Source organism: Kitasatospora sp. NPDC002543, assembly GCF_053594915.1.
Window position 1 is genome coordinate 1 of sequence record NZ_JBSFWR010000065.1, and the last position, 16209, is coordinate 16209.

16 protein-coding genes are annotated in these 16209 nt (G+C 74.3%); 6 read left to right on the forward strand and 10 right to left on the reverse strand.

The window, feature by feature from the left end; translation table 11 throughout:
* Positions 1 to 636, reverse strand: a 636-nt coding sequence (locus ACWD4P_RS24670; protein ID WP_449781069.1) for a hypothetical protein, incomplete at its 3' end; no start/stop codon positions are given.
* Positions 637 to 936: 300 nt separating this feature from the next.
* On the opposite strand from ACWD4P_RS24670, the gene ACWD4P_RS24675 reads away from it, so the two are divergent.
* The 3 genes from ACWD4P_RS24675 (at position 937) to ACWD4P_RS24685 (ending at position 2192) form a co-directional block, all read left to right on the forward strand.
* Positions 937 to 1281, forward strand: coding sequence for a rodlet layer protein (locus ACWD4P_RS24675; RefSeq protein ID WP_359823624.1), 345 nt, complete (start codon positions 937 to 939; stop codon positions 1279 to 1281).
* Between the two features lie 84 nt (positions 1282 to 1365).
* Complete coding sequence (locus ACWD4P_RS24680) at positions 1366 to 1710, forward strand: rodlet layer protein (RefSeq protein ID WP_359823622.1); 345 nt, start codon at positions 1366 to 1368, stop codon at positions 1708 to 1710.
* A gap of 212 nt (positions 1711 to 1922) precedes the next feature.
* Positions 1923 to 2192, forward strand: coding sequence for a hypothetical protein (locus tag ACWD4P_RS24685; RefSeq protein ID WP_449781070.1), 270 nt, complete (start codon positions 1923 to 1925; stop codon positions 2190 to 2192).
* Positions 2193 to 2256: 64 nt separating this feature from the next.
* Here ACWD4P_RS24685 and hemB read toward each other — a convergent pair whose 3' ends face one another.
* The 7 genes from hemB to ACWD4P_RS24720 form a co-directional block, all read right to left on the reverse strand.
* Positions 2257 to 3237, reverse strand: a complete 981-nt coding sequence (hemB, locus tag ACWD4P_RS24690; RefSeq protein ID WP_359823619.1) for a porphobilinogen synthase — start codon at positions 3235 to 3237, stop codon at positions 2257 to 2259.
* A gap of 68 nt (positions 3238 to 3305) precedes the next feature.
* A complete protein-coding gene (locus ACWD4P_RS24695; protein WP_359823617.1) occupies positions 3306 to 4955 on the reverse strand; it encodes a bifunctional uroporphyrinogen-III C-methyltransferase/uroporphyrinogen-III synthase in 1650 nt (549 codons plus the stop codon).
* Positions 4956 to 5028: 73 nt separating this feature from the next.
* On the reverse strand, positions 5029 to 6036 hold the full coding sequence (gene hemC, locus ACWD4P_RS24700; protein WP_449781071.1) for a hydroxymethylbilane synthase: 1008 nt from the start codon (positions 6034 to 6036) through the stop codon (positions 5029 to 5031).
* Positions 6037 to 6077: 41 nt separating this feature from the next.
* Positions 6078 to 7418 carry a glutamyl-tRNA reductase gene (locus ACWD4P_RS24705; protein WP_359823612.1) on the reverse strand — a complete coding sequence of 447 codons (1341 nt, stop codon included), beginning with the start codon at positions 7416 to 7418 and terminating at the stop codon, positions 6078 to 6080.
* A gap of 25 nt (positions 7419 to 7443) precedes the next feature.
* Positions 7444 to 8337 (reverse strand): redox-sensing transcriptional repressor Rex, encoded by an 894-nt coding sequence (locus ACWD4P_RS24710; protein ID WP_449781087.1) that lies wholly within the window; start codon positions 8335 to 8337, stop codon positions 7444 to 7446.
* 107 nt (positions 8338 to 8444) lie between these two features.
* Positions 8445 to 9167: a 3'-5' exonuclease gene (locus tag ACWD4P_RS24715; RefSeq protein ID WP_449781072.1), complete on the reverse strand. Its 723-nt coding sequence runs from the start codon at positions 9165 to 9167 to the stop codon at positions 8445 to 8447.
* 285 nt (positions 9168 to 9452) lie between these two features.
* Complete coding sequence (locus tag ACWD4P_RS24720) at positions 9453 to 9728, reverse strand: glutaredoxin family protein (protein ID WP_359823607.1); 276 nt, start codon at positions 9726 to 9728, stop codon at positions 9453 to 9455.
* A 120-nt stretch (positions 9729 to 9848) separates the two neighbouring features.
* On the opposite strand from ACWD4P_RS24720, the gene ACWD4P_RS24725 reads away from it, so the two are divergent.
* The 3 genes from ACWD4P_RS24725 (at position 9849) to ACWD4P_RS24735 (ending at position 13927) form a co-directional block, all read left to right on the forward strand.
* Positions 9849 to 10901 (forward strand): HAD family hydrolase, encoded by a 1053-nt coding sequence (locus ACWD4P_RS24725; protein ID WP_449781073.1) that lies wholly within the window; start codon positions 9849 to 9851, stop codon positions 10899 to 10901.
* Between the two features lie 721 nt (positions 10902 to 11622).
* Positions 11623 to 12372 carry an ECF subfamily RNA polymerase sigma factor, BldN family gene (locus ACWD4P_RS24730; protein WP_449781088.1) on the forward strand — a complete coding sequence of 250 codons (750 nt, stop codon included), beginning with the start codon at positions 11623 to 11625 and terminating at the stop codon, positions 12370 to 12372.
* A gap of 265 nt (positions 12373 to 12637) precedes the next feature.
* Positions 12638 to 13927 carry a DUF5667 domain-containing protein gene (locus ACWD4P_RS24735; protein WP_449781074.1) on the forward strand — a complete coding sequence of 430 codons (1290 nt, stop codon included), beginning with the start codon at positions 12638 to 12640 and terminating at the stop codon, positions 13925 to 13927.
* Between the two features lie 114 nt (positions 13928 to 14041).
* Here the strand turns inward: ACWD4P_RS24735 and ACWD4P_RS24740 are convergent, their stop codons facing one another.
* Positions 14042 to 15049 carry a lysophospholipid acyltransferase family protein gene (locus ACWD4P_RS24740; protein WP_359822617.1) on the reverse strand — a complete coding sequence of 336 codons (1008 nt, stop codon included), beginning with the start codon at positions 15047 to 15049 and terminating at the stop codon, positions 14042 to 14044.
* 7 nt (positions 15050 to 15056) lie between these two features.
* Positions 15057 to 16178 (reverse strand): NAD-dependent epimerase/dehydratase family protein, encoded by a 1122-nt coding sequence (locus ACWD4P_RS24745; RefSeq protein ID WP_359822620.1) that lies wholly within the window; start codon positions 16176 to 16178, stop codon positions 15057 to 15059.
* Positions 16179 to 16209 lie beyond the last annotated feature (31 nt).

Sequence of the window (16209 nt, forward strand, 5' to 3'; positions counted from 1 at the left end):
CTGCCCCACCACGGTGGTGGTGGTCGTGGTGGCGGTGTCGGCCAGGGCGCCCGCCGTGTCGGTCAGCGAGAGCCGGCTGTCCTCGCCGCCGAGGCTGGCCTTGGCCCCGGGGATCACCTGGACCGCGCCGGAGACCAGCCGCGGGTCGATCTCGTCGACCTTCAGCCGGCCGCCCGCGAGCTGGCCGGCGCCGTCCCGGGCGAGCGCGAGCGGCTCGCCGAGGGTGAGCCCGGGGGTCTTGGCGTGCAGTGGCGCGGCCGGGGCGTCCAGCAGCACCTTGCCGAGGTCGGCGCCCTGGTCGACCAGCGGGAGCGGGAGGTCGGCCTTGGCGCTCGGGCCGACCTTGCCGGTGGTCAGCTGGGGAAGGACCTGCGCCGGGAGCAGTGCCCCGTCGCTGCTGGTGGTCGGGCCGGGGACGGGCGGCATCAGCAGCGAGGCCGGGATGCCGGCCGTGAGGTGGCTGCCCAGTGGGGCGAGCGGGACGTCCGCCGGGACCTGCTGGGTGGCCAGCGCGTCCTCCAGCGCGCCGACCTGTTCGGGGCCGATCGGGGCGGCTGCGGAGGCCGCTCCCTGGGAGGCGAGCACACCGGCACCGACCGCCAGCAGCATCGCGCCGGCCCGCTTGGAGAGCTTCATGCTTTTCACCGTTCTGCTGTCCGTACTGGAGATCACTGGGAGGGCTGCGGGGGGCCGCAGCCGGAAAGCGATCTGCTCAACGAGTGACCGGGAACGCTGATTGCGGCGGTTAACCGGTTCGGGTTAATAATCCGACCGGAAACGATCCGCCGCCGCGCCTGCGGGACTCTTTTCGAGAATCCCCGTAACCTTCCGTGCCGTCGTTCTTTGATCTGGACGTCAGTGACTGCAGACCGGGTCTGAGCGTTCGCAGCGTTGTACGCACGGAATCCAAAGAGCATTTCAGAGAGGGATCTCGCCATGATCCAGAAGTCCTTCGCCGCCGCCGGCCTGGCCGTCGCCGCGCTGGCCGGTGCGGCCGCGCCCGCCGCCGCGATCGGTGACGCGGACGGCGCCGCTGCCTCGATCGAGGGCAACGGCGGCACCAACTTCACGGGCACGGTCGGGAACAACAGCCCGAACTTCCACTTCCTGGACAACCCGAACATCTGCCTGCCGGAGATCCACAACATCGCCGTGGGCGTGCTCGGTGTGGCCGTCCCGGTCGAGGTCCCGGTCGCCAACACCGGTGGCAAGCAGTACTGCACCATCGGCCAGGGCACCCAGAGCCAGGGCGACGGCGGCGTGTCCCACCTGATCGGCTGATCGGTCGCTACCCCGTTCTCCCTGCACCACCCTCCGAAACACCCCCGAATCGCCCGTCGATTCACCCCGAGAGGAAAACCGGAAATGATCAAGAAGACCCTCACCGCGGCCGGCCTGGCCGCCGCCGCGCTCGCGATGTCCGCGGGCTCGGCCTCCGCCATCGTCGACTCGGACGGCGCCGCCACCTCCGTCCAGGGCAACGGCGGCACCAACCACACCGGCACCATGGGCAACGGCAGCCCGAACAGCCACGTTCTGGACAACCCGAACATCTGCCTGCCGGAGATCCACAACATCGCCGTCGCCGTCATCGGCGTCGCGGTTCCGGTCGAGGTCCCGATCCTGAACAGCACCCCGAAGCAGATCTGCGACGTGGGCCAGAACACCCAGTCCTCGGGCGACGCGGGTGTCTCGCACCTGATCGGCTGATCGAGGGGCACGGCACGGACGGAGGGCCCGGGGAGGAAGGTCTCCCCGGGCCCTCCGGGCTGTGCGGCGAAGTGTCCGGCCGGCCGCGCCGCGGCGCGGTCCGGACGGGTGAGCGGCGCTCCGGCCCGGCGCGTGGGGCGCCGGACCGGACCGCCGGATGTGATCACGTGTCAGAGCGCCCGCGGGGGCGCTCCGAGAGAGAGGGCAGTTCCATGAAGAGCAAGCTGGCCAAGGCCGTCCTGACCGCCGCCGCCGCTCTGGCGCTCGCGGGTGCCGCGACCCCGGCCTTCGCCCACGTCGGCGTGGCCGGCGGCGGCGAGATCGCGGCCTCCGCCGACGAGCCGTTCCTGGCCCTCGAAGGCTTCGGCCTCGCCCACGCCGGGGACACCGCCGCCGGCGGCTTCGGCGGCGGCGCGGCCACCGCGACCGACCTGGTCGGCGGCGGCGTGGGCTTCGCGCACGCCGGGGACGTGAACGTCTAGCAGGAAGCCGGAAGGCCGGGCCGCCCCCGTGGGGACGGCCCGGCCTTCCGCCGTGCGGCGCCGGCTACTTGAGCATCGCGGCGGCTTCGAGGGCCCAGTAGGTCAGGATCTGCTCGGCGCCCGCGCGGCGGATCGAGGTGAGCGTCTCCATGATCATCCGCTCCCGGTCGATCCAGCCGTTCGCGGCGGCCGCCTCGACCATCGCGTACTCGCCGGACACCTGGTACGCGGAGACCGGCACCGGGGAGGCGTCGGCGACCTGGCGCAGCACGTCCAGGTAGGACATGGCGGGCTTGACCATCACCATGTCCGCGCCCTCGGCGAGGTCCTGCGCCAGCTCGCGCAGCGACTCCCGGGCGTTGGCCGGGTCCTGCTGGTAGGTCTTGCGGTCGCCCTTGAGCGAGGAACCGACGGCCTCGCGGAACGGGCCGTAGAAGGCCGAGGCGTACTTGGCGGTGTAGGCGAGGATGCCCACGTCCTGGTGCCCGGCCTCGTCCAGCGCCCGGCGGATCACGCCGATCTGGCCGTCCATCATGCCGGACGGGCCGACCAGGTGGACACCGGCGTCGGCCTGCACCCGGGCCATCTCGGCGTAGCGCTCCAGGGTCGCGTCGTTGTCGACGCTGCCGTCGGCGGCCAGCACGCCGCAGTGGCCATGGTCGGTGTACTCGTCCAGGCAGAGGTCCGACATGACCACCAGGGAGTCGCCGACCTCGGAGACCACGTCCCGGATCGCCTGCTGGAGGATGCCGTCCGGGTTGGTGCCCTCGCTGCCGACCGCGTCCTGCACCTCGGGGACGCCGAACAGCATGAGGCCGCCCAGGCCCGCCTCGGCCGCCTCCACCGCGGCCTTGCGCAGGGTGTCCCGGGTGTGCTGGACGACGCCCGGCATCGAGTTCACCGGGACGGGCTCGCTGACGCCCTCGCGGACGAACAGCGGCAGGATCAGCTCCGCGGGGTGCAGCCGGGTCTCGGCCACCAGGCGGCGCATCGCCGGGCTCCGGCGCAGCCGGCGCGGGCGTACGTACGGGAATTCAGCGGACACGGCTTCTCTCTCCGAACGGTTGTGCAGTGCCGGGGACGACGGTCGGCCGCCCCCGGCCATGAGGGGTGTCAGCGGGCCTTGCGGCGCGAGCCGGGACGGCGCTCGCTGGGCCGGTAGACCGGCTCACCGGCGGCCGTCGCGGTGTCGCGACGCTTGGCCCCGAAGTCTGCCAGCGCCTGGGCCAGCGCGGTCGCCGACGGCGCCGGGGCCATCACGTCGACCCGCAGGCCGTGCTCCTCGGCGGTCTTGGCGGTGGCCGGGCCGATGCAGGCGATGACCGTCACGTTGTGCGGCTTGCCCGCGATGCCGACCAGGTTCCGGACGGTCGAGGACGAGGTGAACAGCACCGCGTCGAAGCCGCCGCCCTTGATCGCCTCGCGGGTCTCGGCCGGCGGCGGCGAGGCGCGCACCGTCCGGTACGCCGTCACGTCGTCGACCTCCCAGCCGAGCTCGACCAGGCCGGCCACCAGGGTCTCGGTGGCGATGTCGGCGCGCGGCAGCAGCACCCGGTCGATCGGGTCGAAGACCGGGTCGTACGGCGGCCAGTCCTCCAGCAGGCCCGCCGCGGACTGCTCGCCGGAGGGCACCAGGTCCGGCTTCACGCCGAAGTCCACCAGGGCCTGCGCGGTGGTCTCGCCGACCGCCGCGACCTTGATCCCGGCGAACGCGCGGGCGTCCAGACCGTACTCCTCGAACTTCTCCCGGACGGCGCGCACCGCGTTCACCGAGGTGAAGGCGATCCACTCGTAGCGGCCGGTGACCAGGCCCTTGATGGCCCGCTCCATCTGCTGCGGGGTGCGCGGCGGCTCGACCGCGATGGTCGGCACCTCCTGCGGCACCGCGCCGTACGAGCGCAGCTGCTCGGACAGGCCGGTGGCCTGCTCCTTGGTGCGCGGCACGAGGACGTTCCAGCCGAACAGCGGCTTGGTCTCGAACCACGAGTGCGAGGCCCGGTGGGCGACCTGCTCGCCCACCACGGCTATCACCGAGGTGGCCGGGTCGACCGGCGCGGAGACCGGCGAGGGCAGCACCCGGGCGGCCTTCAGGTCGGCCGCGATGCCGGCCAGCGAGGACGTGAAGGTCCGCTGGCGGGTGGTGGTGCCGGAGAGGGTGGCGCTCAGCGCCGACTCCGGCTTGCGGCCGCCCGCGACCAGGGCGGCGGCGGTGGCGGGCAGCTGGCCCAGGGTGGTGCGGACCACCAGCGTGGTCTCCGGCGCCCCCAGGTCCACCGGGCTGCCGGCCAGCAGCGCGGCGCCGTCCACGAAGCGCACGTCGGTGCCGGAGCCCGCGCGCAGCGGGACGCCCGCGTACGCCGGGACGCCGACCGACTGGGCGACGCCCGGGATCACCTCGAACGGGATGCCATCGCCCGCGCAGCTGAGCATCTCCTCGGCGGCGCAGCCGTCCAGGCCGGGGTCACCGTCGACGGTGCGGACCACGTGCTTGCCGGAGCGGACCGCCTCGGCGACCAGCTTGGCCAGGTCGAAGTCGGTGCCCTCGGCGACGGGGGTGTGCACCTGCACGCCGGACGGACAGTGGCTGCGCACGGCGGCGGCGGTCAGCGGGTCGGCGACCAGCACGTCGGCGGTGGACAGCACCTCGACCGCGCGCAGGGTCAGCAGCCCCGGATCCCCGGGGCCCGCGCCCAGGAAGGTGCACCGTCCGGTGGCCGGCTGTCCCGCGGGGAACAGGGCGTCGGTGGCGGCGGTGGGGCTCATGCGCCCACCTCGCAGCGCTCGGCGGTCTCTTCGCGAAACGCGCAGCTCTTCATGATTCGCTCGCTTCGCTCGCTCATCGGGCTCGCTCCCCCATCAGGGCGGCCGCGCCCGCGGCGAGCAGCCGGTCAGCCAGCGCGCGGCCGAGGGCCGCCGCCTGCTGCTCGGCGGCCTCGTCGAGGACGATCGGACCGTTGGCGGACATCTTCAGCAGGGCGGTTCCGTCGGGGTCGCCGACCACGCCGTCCAGCCGCAGTTCGTTCTCCCGGCCCCAGGTGGCCAGTGCGGCCACCGGCGCCGAGCAGCCGGCCTCCAGGGTGGCCAGCAGGGCGCGCTCCGCGGCCACGGCGACCCGGGTCGGGGCGTGGTCCAGGGCGGCGAGCGCGGCGGTCAGCGCGGTGTCGGCGGTGGCGCACTCGACCGCGAGCGCACCCTGGCCGGGAGCCGGGATCATCACCTCGGTGTCGAGGTGCTGGGATATCTCGGCGCTGCGGCCGAGCCGGTTCAGGCCGGCCGTCGCCAGCACCACCGCGTCCAGCTCGCCGCTGGTCACGAAGCCGATCCGGGTGTCCACGTTGCCGCGGATCGCGACGGTCTCCAGCTGGGCGCCGCGGGCGGTGGCCCAGGCGTTCAGCTGAGCCATCCGGCGGGGCGAGCCGGTGCCGATCCGGGCCGGGCGGCCGGCTCCGGCCAGCTTCTCCACCAGCTCGTCGAGGGTCAGGCCCTCGGCCGCGACCAGGGCGTCCCGGACGTCCTCGCGCTCGGGGACGGCGGCCAGCGCCAGGCCCTCGGGGGCGGCGGTGGGCAGGTCCTTGAGCGAGTGCACGGCGAAGTCGATCCGGCCCTCCAGCAGCGCGTCGCGCAGCGCGGAGACGAACACCCCGGTGCCGCCGATCTGCGCCAGCGACTCCCTCGAGGTGTCGCCGTAGGTGGTGATCTCGACCAGCTCGACGGGGCGCCCGGTGACCCTGGTCACCTCGCGGGCCACCATGCCCGACTGCGCCATGGCGAGGGCGCTGCGCCGGGTGCCGAGCCGCAGGGCCGCGGTGGCCGAGGGCTGCTCCGTGATCGGTTGACCATTCATGAGGTGATCGTCCCGGTGGTACTCGTGGGATGGCTGACGGTTCATCTGGCGCCCCCGGTCGAGGGCTGGGGCGCGCCGCCGACGGGCGTGCCCGACACGGCGTGCACGGCCGCCGGGTCGAGGTCGAACAGTTCCCGCAGCGCCTCCGCGTAGGAGGCGCCGCCGGGCTCGGCGGCCAGCTGCTTCACCCGGACGGTCGGGGCGTGCAGCAGCTTGTCGACGACGCGGCGGACGGTCTGGGTGATCTCGGCGCGCGAGCGCTCGTCCAGGTCGGGCAGTCGGGAGTCCAGCCGGCCGAGTTCGGCGGAGACCACGTCGGAGGCCATCGCGCGCAGCGCGACCACGGTCGGCGCGATCCGGGCGGCCCGCTGGGCGGCGCCGAAGGCGGTCACCTCGTCGGAGACGATCCGGCCGACCTGGTCGACGTCGCCGGCCCCGGGGCTGGCGGCGTGCGCGTGGGAGAGGCTCTCCAGGTCGACCAGCAGGGCGCCGGGCAGCTCGTGCACGGCGTGGTCGACGTCGCGCGGCATGGCCAGGTCGAGCAGGGCCAGCGGCTGGGCGGACGTACGGGAGGCCACGGCGGCGGCCACGTCCTCCGCGCGGATCACCACGCCGGACGCGCCGGTGCAGGAGATCACCAGGTCCACGTCGGCGAGCGCCTCCGGCACCTTGGCGAGGTCCAGCACCCGGGCCACGTCCGGGCCCAGGATCTCGACCAGCCGCTCGGCGCGGGCCGGGGTCCGGTTGGCGATCAGCAGGTCGGTCACGCCGGAGCGGACCAGGGTGGCGGCGGCCAGCGAGCTCATCGAGCCGGCGCCGACCACCAGCGCGCGCTTGCCGGCGATCTCGCCCGCGCCCGCCGCGACCTGCTCCAGGCCGAAGGTGACCAGCGACTGGCCGGCCTTGTCGATGCCGGTCTCGCTGTGCGCCCGCTTGCCGACCCGCAGCGCCTGCTGGAACAGCTCGTTCAGGCCGCGCCCGGCGGTGTGCTCCTCCTGGGCCTTGGCCAGCGCGTCGCGCAGCTGGCCGAGGATCTGGCCCTCGCCGACGACCATCGAGTCCAGGCCGCAGGCCACCGAGAAGAGGTGGTGGACGGCACGGTCCTCGTAGTGGACGTACAGGTGGGAGGTCAGCTCCTCCAGGTCCACCCCGCTGTGGTGGGCCAGCAGCAGCGACAGCTCGGCGACGCCGGCGTGGAACTTGTCCACGTCCGCGTACAGCTCGATCCGGTTGCAGGTGTTCAGCAGGGCGGCCTCGCCGACCGTGGCGGTGGCGGCCGCGTCGTGCAGCAGCCGGGTCGGTACGTCACCCGTCAGCGCGGCGCGCTCCAGCACCCCGACCGGGGCCGTGCGATGGCTCAGCCCTACGACGAGAAGGCTCATGCCCGCCCCCCACAGCTCTCGGTGTTCATGCGGGCATCACCGCGGAGAGATCCCCGTCGCCCTTGGCGGACTTTCCCTTGGTCTGCTCGGCCTGGTCCTTGACCGCGGGCTCGGCGGCGGTCCGGCCCTTGCCGTTGCCGCCGGCCGCGCGGCGCAGCTTGGCCGCGGCCGCCCGGACCGGACCGGGGGCGCGGTCCAGCACCGACTCGGCGCGGTCGTCCGGCTCCTCGCCGGCCTTGCGCTGCTCGTGGAAGGCCAGGATCTGGAGCTCGATGGAGAGGTCCACCTTGCGCACGTCCACGCCGTCCGGGACGGCCAGCACGGTCGGGGCGAAGTTGAGGATGCTGGTGACACCGGCCTCCACCAGCCGGTCGCACACCTGCTGGGCGGCGCCGGGCGGGGTGGTGATCACGCCGATGGAGACGTGCTGGCTCTCGACGATCGACTCCAGCTCGTCCATGTGCCGCACCGGCAGTCCGGCCGCGGTGGAACCGACCACGTTCGGGTCGGCGTCCAACAGGGCGGCCACCCGGAAACCGCGGGAGGCGAACCCGCCGTAGTTGGCGAGCGCGTGGCCGAGGTTGCCGATGCCGACGATGACGACCGGCCAGTCCTGGGTCAGGCCGAGCTCGCGGGAGATCTGGTAGACGAGGTACTCGACGTCGTAGCCGACGCCGCGGGTGCCGTAGGAGCCGAGGTAGGAGAAGTCCTTGCGCAGCTTGGCCGAGTTCACGCCGGCCGCGGCGGCCAGCTCCTCGGAGGAGACGGTCGGCACCGAGCGCTCGGAGAGCGCGGTGAGGGCCCGCAGGTAGAGGGGCAGGCGGGCGACCGTCGCCTCCGGGATGCCCCGGGCACGCGAGGGTCGGCGCGCGGCGCCCTGGTCGGGCGTCTGCGAACTGCTCTGTGGTGATCGGCCGATTGCCACGGTGCTCCTGTGGGTGAAGCTGGGCTTTGGCAGCCAGGCTATGTGTTTGTGAACGTGTGCACAAAGATGGTGTCCGTTTTGTCCCCGCACAGTGATGCGCATCACGCCGTCGAACCCATAGCACCGGCCCGGGTCAGGACGACCTCCGGGGCCTGGGAATCGGGCAGCCGGGGGCCGTACGGCGCCTCCCGGCGCAGCAGCGGGACGGCGGTGCCGGACGGGCGGGAACGGGCCCGGCCGAGCCGGGGCCAGGGCACCCGGGCGGCCTCGCGCAGCGGGCCGGCCCAGTCGTCCGGCGGGCAGGACGGCGCGCCCACGCAGTGCCGCAGCAGTTCGGCGGTCACCCGGGCGTCGCCCAGCGCGGTGTGCGCCGGGTACCAGCCGAGGCCCGCCGCCTCCACGCAGGCCGCCAGGCCCTGGCCGCGGGCCTGCGGCAGGTGGGCGCGGGCCAGCCGCATCGTGCAGAGCAGCGGGACGGGCGGCAGCGGCACCCCGATCCGGGCGAACTCGCGATCCAGGAAGGCGTGGTCGCAGCTGACGTGGTGACCGACCAGCACCCGGCCCGCCAGCAGCTCCAGCAGCCTCGGGGCGATCTCGCGAAAGCGCGGGGCGCCCTCGACGTCGCACTGGCGTATCCGGTGCACGTGGGTCGGGCCGACCGGGCCCAGCGGGTCCAGCAGGGTGGCGAACTCCCCCTCGGGGCGGAGCCGCTCGTCGAGCAGCACCACCGCGACCTCGACCACCCGGTGCCGCCACGGGCTGCGGCCGGTCGCCTCCACGTCCACCACGGCGAAGCCGCGGGGCCCGTCCGGGGCTCCGGGCACGGCTCCGGACGTCCCAGGGACAGGGCCGGGAAGCATGGCGCACTCCTCGCGTGCATCAGCCCCCCACGGGCGCAAACGTGTTCGATCGTAAGCCGACCAGCCCGCCCCGGCCCAAGCCGGAACGGGGTGTCTTTGGCAACGATTCGGCGAACCTGCCCCGTCGTTCGGCGGGGGTCCGTGCACGGACGAACGCTCGGTCAGGACCCGGCCGGGCCCCGGCCGGTCGCGGCTCGGCCTCCGCCCGGTCGCCGCTCGGTCTCCGCCCGGCCGACGCTCGGCCGTCGCTCAGCCGCCGAGGGCGGTGCGCAGGCGGCGCTCGTCGACCCGCCAGAAGTCGTGCTGGCGGCCGTCGATCAGGGTGACCGGAATCTGCTCCCAGTAGCGGCGGTACAGCTCCTCGTCCTGGGTGATGTCCCGCTCCTCGAAGGACGCGCCCAGCTCGCCCGTCACCCGGAGGATCACCTCGCGGGCCTCGTCGCACAGGTGGCAGCCGGGCTTGCCGACCAGGGTCACCGTCCGGTCCGCGGGCTTGGGGCTCTTACGTCGCAGCAGTGGGCTCACCTCCCCATTCTCCGCCACGGCGCCCACCCGTCCGGACGCCCGGCACCCGGTGGAGCTGTTCACCTCGCGGGCACGGCTCCGTCACGGTCGCCGCGCGCCCGGCTGGCTATCCTCGATGACATGGCCGTGCTCAGAAGGCTCACCCAGGCAAGGCGTTCCAGCAGCGAGCGGAGCGCCCTGGCCGGCGAAGCCGCGGCCGCGGCGGCCGAGGCCGCGCTGCGGGCCGAGCCCGGGCCGACGCCCGCCCCGGAGCCGGAGGACGCCGCCGCCCCGAAGGACGCCGCCGCGAAGGACACCGCCGCCGCGGAGAGCGCCGACGGGCCCGACGCACCGGCCGCCGCCAAGCCCGGCAAGGCCCCCAGGGCCCCGGCCGGGAACCACACCCCCGATCCGGACGACCCCCGCGCCGCCGCCTTCTTCGACTGCGACAACACCATCCTGCGCGGGGCCGCGATCTTCTACCTCGGCGTCGGCCTCTACCGCCGCGGCTTCCTCACCCGCCGCGACATCGCCCGCTTCGCCTGGCAGCAGGCCTGGTTCCGGCTGCACGGCGCCGAGGACCCGGACCACATCTCGGACGCCAAGCAGTCCGCCCTCGGCATCGTGGCCGGCAAGCCCACCGCCGATCTGGAGGCGATCTGCGAGGAGATCTTCGAGGACGTCGTCGCGGACAAGATCTGGCCGGGCACCCGCGCCCTGGTCCAGATGCACCTGGACGCCGGCCAGCGGGTCTGGCTGGTCACCGCCGCCCCGCTGGAGGTGGCCCGGATCATCGCCCGGCGGCTCGGCATGACCGGCGCGCTGGGCACCGTCGCCGAGGCCAGGGACGGCCTGTACACCGGCCGGCTGGTCGGCGACCTGCTGCACGGCCCGGCCAAGGCCGCCGCCGTGCGGGCGCTGGCCCGGCGCGAGCGCCTCGACCTCGACCGCTGCGCCGCCTACAGCGACTCGGCCAACGACATCCCGATGCTCTCGCTGGTCGGCCACCCGTACGTGGTGAACCCGGACGGGGCGCTGCGCCGCCACGCCCGGGCGCAGGGCTGGCGGGTGCGGGACTTCCGGACCGGGCGCAAGGCCGCCCGGGTCGGGCTGCCGGCGGCGGCCGCGATCGGGGTGCTGGCCGGTGCGACGGCGGCCGGGGTGGCGCTGAACCGGCGGCGCCGGCGCGCCTGAACCTCCCGCGCCGGGCCGCCGGGCGGAGCCGACGGGCCACCGGGAGGTCGTGCGGAGGTTGCCCGGACGTCGCGCGGAGGCCGCCGGAAGGTCGCCCCGGGTCGTCTGCGGGCCGTCCGGACGGCGTTCGGAGGCCGGGCGGGCGGGCTCGCTCCGGCGGGTGACCGGGCGTCAACCATGCCTCTGACCTGGCCCCTCTTACGGGCGAACTCCTCGCCGCCGCAGGACAGTCCGGGTCACCTGTACGAAGCTGTCACCGGGTGACCGGTTCTGATCGTTCGCCAGGCCGGGAAAGTCAGGGGTTGCGGGGCCCCAAGGCTGGGAAACCGCCCCTCGACCCGCCAAATTGGTCACCCTGAGCACCCGTTCGATCACGTTGAGCCGGATGAACGACGACAGCTCCGGTCAATCTCAGCCGAACATGCGCAACAAATGGATCCCAAACGACCACTTCGACCACACGGTGTAGCTGTCATTGCACAAAGCGTTATTCTCTCCTGGATGCACGCCACCACGCGTCCCGCTCGAACGGACGCTTCGGGGGTGCTCTCCGCGCAGGCGGAGGTGATCCGTCCACAGTTCTGCCTCTGGGAGTCCCGTGTACCCACCCGTCCGGAACGACGCGCCTGCACCCTCCCGCCCGTCGTCCGCGCCCCTGCGCCCCCGTACCGCCCTCCGCGGCCGGCCGACCGTCGAGCGGCAGATCTCCACCGGCCTGAACATGTTGCGCACCCTGCTCCGCAGCCAGCTCGCCGCCTCGCCCCAACTCGCGCTCGCCGGAGGATCGTTCGGCCAGCCGCAGCCGCCCGGCCTGGCCCTGCGCACCACCGCCGCCGGCTCGGCCGGCACCGGCTCGCGCGGCCGCACCGGCAGCACCGGCCGGGGCCGCGCCCGGACCGCGCCGAGCCCCGGCTACGAGACCGAGCACAACCCGATCATGGAGCTCGTCGAGCGGGCCCAGGCCGGCGAGAGCGAGGCCTTCGGCCGGCTCTACGACCACTACGCGGACACCGTCTACCGGTACATCTACTACCGGGTCGGCAGCCGGGCCACCGCCGAGGACCTCACCAGCGAGACGTTCCTGCGCGCCCTGCGCCGGATCGGCACCTTCACCTGGCAGGGACGGGACTTCGGCGCCTGGCTGGTCACCATCGCCCGCAACCTGGTCGCCGACCACTTCAAGTCCAGCCGCTTCCGGCTGGAGGTCACCACCGGCGAGATGCTCGACTCCAACGAGTGCGAGCGCAGCCCCGAGGAGTCGGTGCTGGAGTCGCTCTCCAACGCCGCCCTGCTGGAAGCGGTCCGCCGGCTCAACCCGCAGCAGCAGGAGTGCGTCACCCTGCGCTTCCTGCAGGGGCTCTCGGTGGCCGAGACGGCCCGGATCATGGGCAAGAACGAGGGCGCCATCAAGACCCTCCAGTACCGCGCCGTCCGGACCCTGGCCCGGCTGCTCCCGCCCGACGCGCGATGAGCCGCGGCGAGGACGGCACCGGTGCCATACGCCCCGACGGGCCGTCATCGTTCGCGCCCGGCCGACACGTCAGGGTGAACGGTCGGTCCGATGATCAGCCGTGCGTAACCGACGGCCCGCACCGCTCGTTGGCCAGCGTGCAAGCCCCCACCAGGCGTACGGTCAAGTCGAATTGCGGCCTATCACCCGATGGAGTGGCTTTGGCCAGCCGGGGCAACCGTCCGGCAGGCCGGGGTGTCGACAACGACGAAGGGAGGTGTGGCCCGTGACGGCAAACGTGCTTGAGCACCGGCGGGCGAAGGCCTTCGCCGAGGCGCTGGAGGCCCACCAGGCGGAGCAACGCGCTGCGGCCAACGCCGAATCGGACAACGCCGCTGCCACCGGCGGCGGTTCGGCCGCGATGGCCGGACTGGTCGGTCTGACCGACGCGCTGGGGGCGCTGCCCGGGCCGGCGTTGGACCGGGAGGTCCACACGGTCCAACGCGCCCAGCTGATGGCCGCGTTCGAGCAGGCCTTCGCCGGCGGGACGGGCACCGCGGTGCCCCGCCAGCGCCGCCATCGGGTGATCCGGACCGCGCCTCGCGGCCGCTGGAGCCGCCGGTTCGCGATCGGCGGACTGGTCGCCGGGCTCGCCGTCGGCAGCCTGGCCGGCGCCGCCGCGGCCAGCTCCAACGCCGTTCCCGGGGACACGCTGTACGGCCTCAAACGCGGCCTGGAAGGACTCCGGCTCGACTTCGCGGGCTCCGACTCCGAACGCGGCGAACTGCTCCTCGACAACGCGGCCACCCGGCTCGGCGAGGCCAAGGCCCTGGTCGGCCGCACCGGCCCGGCCGGCGCGCTCAGCCCGGCCACCGTCGAACAGGTCCGCCGCGCGCTGGACGACATGCACGCCGACGCCCTCAAGGGCCGCGACCTGCTGCGCTCGGTCTACCGCAGCAACGGCTCGCTGGACCCGATGCGGGCCCTGGCCGGCTTCGCCCACGACGAGGACGGCCGGTGGAGCGAGCTGCAGGGCAGGCTGCCCGTCCAGCTCACCCGCCAGGCCGACCTGGTGAACCGGCTCTTCGACGACATAAGCGAGGACGTCGCGCCCCTGCGCCTGGTCCTGCCCCCCGCCCAGAGCGGTGGCACGGCCGGCGACGGAGCGGGCGACGGCTCGTCCCACTCGACCGGCGGTTCCCCGGCCGGCTCCCCCGCGGCGGGATCCGGCACCACGGCCGGCACCGCCCAGGGCCCGGGTTCCGGCGCCGCCGGCAACCGCCCCGGCGCCACCGAGCACGCCCCGGCCAACCCCGGCTCCGGCGCCTCGGTCGGCGGCAAGGGCGTCCTGCCGGACGGCCTGCCCAGCAGCGCCCCGGACGCCGTCAACGGCCTGGTCGGCGGCCTCACCAGCGGCCTCACCGGCACCAAGCCCTCGCCGAGCGCCGACGCGGCCCCGCCGCAGGCACCGCAGCAGTCCACCCCCGGCGCCCCGAACGCGGCCCAGCCGCAGGGCGTCGAGGTGCCCCCGCTGCTCCCGGACCTGCTTCCGGGGCTGCGCATCCTGGGCGGCTGACGACAGGACCGCGGTGGCCCGGCGGAGTGCGATATCCGCCGGGCCACCGCCGTACCCGGGCCCGTTCCCGTGCCGAAGGGTCCGGCGGGCGCCCGCCGGTTCGGCGGGGCACCGTCAGAAGAACACCGAACGCCGCTGCACCAGCAGCTGGTAGAGGGTGTGCTGGATGGTCTCGCGCACCTCGTCGGCCAGGTCGAAGACCAGCATCGGGTCGTCCGCCGCCTCCGCCGGGTAGGCGTCGGTGGCGATCGGCTCGCCGAAGCGGATCGTCCACTTGGTCGGCAGCGGCAGCACCCCGAGCGGGCCCAGCCACGGGAAGGTCGGGGTGACCGGCACGTACGGCAGGCCCAGCAGCCTGGCCAGCGTCTTCACGTTGCCGATCATCGGGTAGGTCTCCTCGGCCCCGACGATCGAGCAGGGGACGATCGGCACCCGCGCACGCAGCGCCGAGGCGACGAAGCCGCCGCGGCCGAAGCGCTGGAGCTTGTAGCGCTCGGAGAACGGCTTGCCGATCCCCTTGAAGCCCTCCGGCCAGACCCCGACCACCTCGCCGCGCTCCAGCAGCGCCTGGGCGTCCTCGTTGCAGGCCAGGGTGTGGCCGGCCTTGCGGGCCAGCTCGTTGATGCCGGGCAGCACGAAGACCAGGTCGGCGGCGAGCATCCGCAGGTGCCGCCCGGCCGGGTGGTGGTCGTGGATGGCCACCTGGGTCATCAGGGCGTCCAGCGGGATCGTCCCGGAGTGGTTGGCGACGATCAGCGCGCCGCCCTCCGCCGGGATGTGCTCCACGCCCTGGACGTCGATCCGGAAGTACTTCTCGGCCAGCGGGCGCAGCAGCGAGAGCAGCACCTCCTCGGTGAGCTCCCGGTCGAAGCCGAACTCGTCCACCTCGTAGTCGCCCGTCACCCGGCGGCGCAGGAAGGCCAGCCGCTCGGCGGCGCGGCCCTCCCAGCCCTTGCCGAACAGCCGGGTGGCGGCCGGGCCGAGCGGCCCGGACAGCGCCCCGCCGACGGCCTCCGCGAGCCGGTCGGCCAGTTTCGGCCCCTCCGGTGAGGTCCAGCTGGGGGCCGACTCGATCGGGATGACCTTGGCCTCGCCCGGCGCGTTCTCGGCTGCGGCACTCATCGCGGGTTCAGCTCCTCGGTCGGCTGGGGAGGTTCGGTACGGCGGGCGGCCCGGCGTCCGGCCCGGCGGGCGCGGCGCCTTCCGGGCCGAGCAGGGCGGTCAGCCGGTCGGTGACGGCGGCCAGCCGCCCTGGCGGCAGCAGGCCCGGTCCGCGGGCGGCGGCGAAGTCGGCGAAGGCCTCCGGGGTGCCGAACGCCGGACGGTAGCCGAAGGTGTCGCGCAGCCGCGTGGTGTCCACCACCCGGCCGTGGGTGAGCAGCCGCAGCTGCTCGGGCGAGACGTCCACCAGCCGGGTCTGCCGGGCCAGCACGGCCATCCAGCTGACCGCGGGCAACAGCAGCGGCAGGGTGGGGCGGCCGAGCCGGCGGGCGCACTGGGAGAGCAGCAGGACGCCCTCCCCCGCCACGTTGAAGGTCCCGGTGTTGACGGTGCCCGGCGCGGGCTCGTCGGCGGCCCGGCAGAGCACCGCGACGGCGTCGTCCTCGTGCACGAACTGCAGCCGCGGGTCGTAGCCGAGGACGGTCGGCAGCACGGGCAGGGCGAAGTACTCGCTGAGCGGGGTGTCCGCGTCCGGGCCGACGATGTTGGCGAAGCGCAGCACCGTCACCGCGACGTCCGGGCGGCGCCGGGCGAAGCCGCGCACGTAGCCCTCGACCTCCGCGGCGTCCTTGGCGAAGCCGCCGCCGGGCGGGTCCTTGGGCTGCATCCGCTCGCTGAACACCGCCGGGTCGCGGGGTGCGGAGCCGTAGACGCCGGTGGTGGACTTCACCACCAGCCGGCGCACCCCGGGGGCCTTCTGGCAGGCGCCGAGCAGTTGCATGGTGCCGATCACGTTGGACTCCTTCACCGCGGAGCGGTTGGTGGAGCCCAGGCCGGTGGCGCTGACGCTGAGGTGCACCACGGTGTCCACCCGGTGCTCGGCCAGCACCCGGGAGAGCGCCGGACGGCGCAGGTCGAGCTGGTGGAAGCGGTACGGGGCGGCCGGGCCGGCCGGCTCCTCGGGCGGCAGCCGGGGCGGCTGCACGTCCACGCCGACCACCAGGTCCACGCCCGGCCGGCGGCGGACCTCTGCGGCGAAACGGGCACCGAGATGGCGTGCCACGCCGGTGACGAGCACGACCACGCCCACGGTGCTGCCCCCATTCCCCGGCCCGGACGGC

What these genes read in the sequence shown, in the direction of transcription:
- ACWD4P_RS24675 (WP_359823624.1), top strand. Translation starts at nt 937, where the DNA reads ATGATCCAGAAGTCCTTCGCCGCCGCCGGCCTGGCCGTCGCCGCGCTG.
- ACWD4P_RS24680 (WP_359823622.1), top strand. Translation starts at nt 1,366, where the DNA reads ATGATCAAGAAGACCCTCACCGCGGCCGGCCTGGCCGCCGCCGCGCTC.
- ACWD4P_RS24685 (WP_449781070.1), top strand. Translation starts at nt 1,923, where the DNA reads ATGAAGAGCAAGCTGGCCAAGGCCGTCCTGACCGCCGCCGCCGCTCTG.
- ACWD4P_RS24695 (WP_359823617.1), bottom strand. Translation starts at nt 4,955, where the DNA reads ATGAGCCCCACCGCCGCCACCGACGCCCTGTTCCCCGCGGGACAGCCG.
- hemC (WP_449781071.1), bottom strand. Translation starts at nt 6,036, where the DNA reads ATGAATGGTCAACCGATCACGGAGCAGCCCTCGGCCACCGCGGCCCTG.
- ACWD4P_RS24705 (WP_359823612.1), bottom strand. Translation starts at nt 7,418, where the DNA reads ATGAGCCTTCTCGTCGTAGGGCTGAGCCATCGCACGGCCCCGGTCGGG.
- ACWD4P_RS24725 (WP_449781073.1), top strand. Translation starts at nt 9,849, where the DNA reads ATGGCCGTGCTCAGAAGGCTCACCCAGGCAAGGCGTTCCAGCAGCGAG.
- ACWD4P_RS24730 (WP_449781088.1), top strand. Translation starts at nt 11,623, where the DNA reads ATGTTGCGCACCCTGCTCCGCAGCCAGCTCGCCGCCTCGCCCCAACTC.
- ACWD4P_RS24740 (WP_359822617.1), bottom strand. Translation starts at nt 15,049, where the DNA reads ATGAGTGCCGCAGCCGAGAACGCGCCGGGCGAGGCCAAGGTCATCCCG.